Genomic DNA, 5,707 nt, shown 5'->3' on the forward strand with positions numbered 1-5,707 from the left:
TGGTTGCGGGGGCAGGATTTGAACCTGCGGCCTTCAGGTTATGAGCCTGACGAGCTACCGGGCTGCTCCACCCCGCGCTGGTTGTTCTGTTTCATCGTAGAGAGAGAGGATGGGTGCTTTTCAGGTTTGGCGATGACCTACTCTCCCACGTCTTGAGACGCAGTACCATTGGCGCGACAGTGCTTAACTTCCGAGTTCGGGATGGGATCGGGTGTTTCACTTGCGCTATGATCACCAAACCGGGAAAGCATCCATGCCCGTGAGGGCTGTTCCAAGTCTGTACACTGTTGGGGTACGGCTTTCGATCGGAAGCCATGTCTGGCTTCTACTGGATCAAATCAAGCCTGTCGGACCATTAGTACCGGTCAACTGAACGCGTTGCCGCGCTTACATCTCCGGCCTATCGACGTGGTGGTCTACCACGGTCCTCGGGGATACCTTGTTTTGAGGGGGGCTTCCCGCTTAGATGCCTTCAGCGGTTATCCTTTCCGATCATAGCTACCCTGCACTGCGGCTGGCGCCACAACAGGTCCACCAGTGGATCGTTCACCCCGGTCCTCTCGTACTAGGGGCAACTCCTCTCAAGTATCCTACACCCACGGCAGATAGGGACCGAACTGTCTCACGACGTTCTAAACCCAGCTCACGTACCTCTTTAAACGGCGAACAGCCGTACCCTTGGGACCTGCTCCAGCCCCAGGATGAGATGAGCCGACATCGAGGTGCCAAACGGTGCCGTCGATATGGACTCTTGGGCACCATCAGCCTGTTATCCCCGGCGTACCTTTTATCCGTTGAGCGATGGCCCTTCCACTCGGGACCACCGGATCACTATGGCCGTCTTTCGACTCTGCTCGACTTGTCAGTCTCGCAGTCAGGCTGGCTTCTGCCATTGCACTCAACGAGCGATTTCCGACCGCTCTGAGCCAACCTTCGCGCGCCTCCGTTACGCTTTAGGAGGCGACCGCCCCAGTCAAACTACCCGCCACACAGGGTCCCGGATCCGGATAACGGACCGCGGTTAGACATCAAGCAAAGCAAGGGTGGTATCTCAAGGGAGGCTCCGCCGGAACTGGCGTCCCGGTTTCAAAGCCTACCACCTATCCTGCACATGCTTGGCCTGATGCCAGTGTGAAGCTGTAGTAAAGGTGCACGGGGTCTTTCCGTCTAACCGCGGGAAGCCTGCATCTTGACAGGCAATTCAATTTCGCTGAGTCCACGTTCGAGACAGCGGGGAAGTCGTTACGCCATTCGTGCAGGTCGGAACTTACCCGACAAGGAATTTCGCTACCTTAGGACCGTTATAGTTACGGCCGCCGTTTACCGGGGCTTCAATTCGGAGCTCTCACCCCTCCTTTTAACCTTCCGGCACCGGGCAGGCGTCAGTCCCTATACGTCGTCTTGCGACTTCGCAGAGACCTGTGTTTTTAGTAAACAGTCGCCACCCCCTGGTTTGTGCCCCCGGCCCATGGTTGCCCACGAACCGGGCCTCCTTCTCGCGAACTTACGGAGGTATTTTGCCGAGTTCCTTAAACGTGGTTCTCTCAAGCGCCTTGGTATTCTCTACCAGTCCACCTGTGTCGGTTTCGGGTACGGTCTGATGGAGGGCTATTTCCAGGAACCGATTGGCTGCCCGCCCAATCCGATAAGGGCGAACAACGTCTTCGATCCGTCACATCCTCCTGGCCGGGGAATATTAACCCCGTTCCCATCGTCTACGCATCTCTGCCTCGACTTAGGGGCCGGCTTACCCTGCTCAGATTAGCTTTAAGCAGGAACCCTTGGACTTTCGGCGACAGGGTCTCTCACCCTGTTTGTCGCTACTCATGTCATCATTCTCACTGGTGATCACTCCACCGGATGGCTCACGCCCCGGCTTCACAGTAAAGTCATTATCTGCGCTATCGCTTCGCTACTTGAGCGCGGAGTTGCCTCCTTGCTCGTTGGTTTTGCGACAGAACAGATAGCGACTATGTCACACCACGCTCCGCTACCATGCCTTACGGCATCCTCAGCTTCGGCTCACGGCTTGAGCCCCGTTACATCTTCGCCGCAGGACAACTTGATTAGACCAGTGAGCTGTTACGCTATCTTTAAAGGATGGCTGCTTCTAAGCCAACCTCCTGGTTGTTTTGGTCGTCCCACCTGCTTTCCCACTTAGCCGTGAATTGGGGGCCTTAGCTGGAGGTCAGGGTTGTTTCCCTCTCCACGACGGGCGTTAGCACCCGCCGTGTGTCTGCCATCTAGTACTCCCGGGTATTCGGAGTTTGGTTAGGATCAGTAAGCCTGTGGGGCCCCATTACCCATCCAGTGCTCTACCCCCCGGGGTATTCGGATGACGCTCTACCTAAATAGATTTCGCGGAGAACCAGCTATCTCCGAGTTTGATTGGCCTTTCACCCCTAGGCACAACTCATCCCGACCTTTTTCAACAGGTGTGGGTTCGGACCTCCAGTTGGTGTTACCCAACCTTCATCCTGGTCATGCCTAGATCACTCGGTTTCGGGTCTGATCCATCCAACTCATCGCCCATTTCAGACTCGCTTTCGCTGCGCCTACACCTAACGGCTTAAGCTTGCTGGATAGACCAAGTCGATGACCCATTATACAAAAGGTACGCCGTCAGGGGTCATGCCCCCTCCGACTGCTTGTAGGCGTCCGGTTTCAGGTACTGTTTCACTCCCCTCGTCGGGGTGCTTTTCACCTTTCCCTCACGGTACTGGTTCGCTATCGGTCAGCAAGGAGTACTTAGCCTTCGAGGGTGGTCCCCCGATCTTCAGACAGGATTTCACGTGTCCCGCCCTACTTAATACGTCAGATCTCGCTTCGCATACGGGGCTGTCACCCATATCGCCCGACTTTCCAGACGGTTCTGCTCACGATCACTGCTCGGCTGGTCCCCGTTCGCTCGCCGCTACTAGGGGAGTATCAATTGATTTCCTTTCCTCCGGGTACTTAGATGTTTCAGTTCCCCGGGTTTGCTCTAATACCCCTATGTATTCAGGGTAAAAGTACCTGGTTTACCCTATTATCGACGACTTCACGCCGAAGCCCCAAACCGACCAAGGGTCGGCACGGAGTGTCCGTCGCGAAGCGACAATAACAAAGTATCAGGTGGGTTGCCCCATTCGGAGATCCAGGGATCAAAGCCTATTACCGGCTCCCCCTGGCTTATCGCAGGTTATCACGTCCTTCATCGCCTCTTGCTGCCAAGGCATCCACCAAACGCCCTTTTCGCGCTTGATTTGATCCAGAAGAAGCAAGACATGCCATCTTGCGCTACCGCCCGGAGGGCTACTTGAGCGCGATTGCGCCCAGCCCGCGGACAGCGCCACAAAACGGCACCGCACCTTCCTGGCCCCCGCCTTTTGTATGATCGGGGGCTTGAGATCAAAAGTCGTACTTTTCCCGACATCCGTCCTGGTTCGTGACGGATGCCATGTTGGTTAGTGTACTTGACTTGGAACAAAACTACGTCGCAGTGCCCGAAGGCCCTGCCGGCTTTCCTCACGCGGAAAGCCCGTAGCTCTGATGTTTCTCTCTCTGAACGATGTCAAACCGCAAGGCCGGAAGGCCCGCGTGTCCGATTGGACGGGAAAGCATGATGCCATGCTTTCCGATCTAATCGGTGGTGACGATGTGAGTATCCGAAGTGAATTGACCGGCTTTCGGCTTGCGCCTCGAGCATCAAACACCTTCCGGTGCTCCACTGGAGTCCCGGATCGCTGCGCGATCGACGTTTGATGGTGGAGCCTAGGAGGATCGAACTCCTGACCTCCTGAATGCAAATCAGGCGCTCTCCCAGCTGAGCTAAGGCCCCGTAAGGTTGCACCCGACGCCGCTGGCGGGCGCATCCGTGATAATCATGGTGGGTCGAGGAGGACTTGAACCTCCGACCTCACGCTTATCAGGCGTGCGCTCTAACCACCTGAGCTACCGACCCAAGATCCAGACCGGTAGGTCTGCAACTGACTGAAGAGATATGAGGACGGCCTGGCCGTATATGTCACTTCCGGCCGATTGGCCGTGCCTTCGTGAGAAGGACCGTGACTGCTAAGTGTTTCATGATCCTTGCGCTACCGCTTTGCTGCTTGAGCGCGTTGGCATCACAAGGATGGCTAGAAACATCCTTAGAAAGGAGGTGATCCAGCCGCAGGTTCCCCTACGGCTACCTTGTTACGACTTCACCCCAGTCGCTGATCCTACCGTGGTCCGCTGCCCCCCGAAGGTTAGCGCACGGCCGTCAGGTAGAACCAACTCCCATGGTGTGACGGGCGGTGTGTACAAGGCCCGGGAACGTATTCACCGCGTCATGCTGTTACGCGATTACTAGCGATTCCGACTTCATGCCGTCGAGTTGCAGACGACAATCCGAACTGAGACAGCTTTTTGGGATTAACCCATTGTCACTGCCATTGTAGCACGTGTGTAGCCCAACCCGTAAGGGCCATGAGGACTTGACGTCATCCACACCTTCCTCCCGCTTATCACGGGCAGTTCCCCTAAAGTGCCCAGCTTGACCTGCTGGCAACCAGGGGTGTGGGTTGCGCTCGTTGCCGGACTTAACCGAACATCTCACGACACGAGCTGACGACAGCCATGCAGCACCTGTGCTGGATCCAGCCGAACTGAAAGAGCCATCTCTGGCCCCGCGATCCACATGTCAAGGGTTGGTAAGGTTCTGCGCGTTGCTTCGAATTAAACCACATGCTCCACCGCTTGTGCGGGCCCCCGTCAATTCCTTTGAGTTTTAATCTTGCGACCGTACTCCCCAGGCGGAATGCTTAATCCGTTAGGTGTGACACCGAACAGCATGCTGCCCGACGTCTGGCATTCATCGTTTACGGTGTGGACTACCAGGGTATCTAATCCTGTTTGCTCCCCACACTTTCGCACCTCAGCGTCAGTATCGAGCCAGTGAGCCGCCTTCGCCACTGGTGTTCTTCCGAATATCTACGAATTTCACCTCTACACTCGGAGTTCCACTCACCTCTCTCGAACTCAAGACCAGGAGTTTTGGAGGCAGTTCCGGGGTTGAGCCCCGGGATTTCACCCCCAACTTTCTGATCCGCCTACGCGCGCTTTACGCCCAGTAATTCCGAACAACGCTAACCCCCTCCGTATTACCGCGGCTGCTGGCACGGAGTTAGCCGGGGTTTCTTTACCAGGTACTGTCATTATCATCCCTGGCGAAAGAGCTTTACAACCCTAAGGCCTTCATCGCTCACGCGGCATGGCTCGGTCAGGCTTGCGCCCATTGCCGAAGATTCCCCACTGCTGCCTCCCGTAGGAGTCTGGGCCGTGTCTCAGTCCCAGTGTTGCTGATCATCCTCTCAAACCAGCTATGGATCGTAGGCTTGGTAGGCCATTACCCCACCAACTACCTAATCCAACGCGGGCCGATCCTTCTCCGATAAATCTTTCCCCCCCATCAAATGCCACAGGCATTTGGTATGATCGGATAAACCAATCAAATGTGACATTTGATTGAGGGGGCGTATACGGTATTAAACCCAGTTTCCCGGGACTATTCCGTAGAGAAGGGCACGTTCCCACGCGTTACTAACCCGTCCGCCGCTAGGACCGAAGTCCTCGCTCGACTTGCATGTGTTAGGCCTGCCGCCAGCGTTCGTTCTGAGCCAGGATCAAACTCTCAAGTTGAAACACCCGAAGGTGTATCCTTGACGTTCGAACCTCTGCACATCAT

3 tRNA genes and 3 rRNA genes are annotated in these 5,707 nt (G+C 55.9%); all 6 read right to left on the reverse strand.

Annotated features, from left to right (window positions below):
- Nucleotides 1-77: transfer RNA gene (locus tag DDE13_RS21600), tRNA-Met, on the reverse strand.
- A 47-nt stretch (nucleotides 78-124) separates the two neighbouring features.
- Nucleotides 125-239 (reverse strand): 5S ribosomal RNA (gene rrf, locus DDE13_RS21605).
- Nucleotides 240-334: 95 nt separating this feature from the next.
- Nucleotides 335-3,246 (reverse strand): 23S ribosomal RNA (locus DDE13_RS21610).
- A 498-nt stretch (nucleotides 3,247-3,744) separates the two neighbouring features.
- Nucleotides 3,745-3,820, reverse strand: a tRNA-Ala gene (locus DDE13_RS21615).
- A gap of 46 nt (nucleotides 3,821-3,866) precedes the next feature.
- Nucleotides 3,867-3,943: transfer RNA gene (locus tag DDE13_RS21620), tRNA-Ile, on the reverse strand.
- Nucleotides 3,944-4,134: 191 nt separating this feature from the next.
- Nucleotides 4,135-5,661, reverse strand: a 16S ribosomal RNA gene (locus tag DDE13_RS21625).
- The 16S, 23S and 5S rRNA genes sit together here with 3 tRNA genes alongside, the layout of an rRNA operon.
- Nucleotides 5,662-5,707 lie beyond the last annotated feature (46 nt).

It is taken from the genome of Meridianimarinicoccus zhengii, from assembly GCF_003254465.1.
In the GTDB taxonomy this organism is placed as follows: domain Bacteria; phylum Pseudomonadota; class Alphaproteobacteria; order Rhodobacterales; family Rhodobacteraceae; genus Meridianimarinicoccus; species Meridianimarinicoccus zhengii.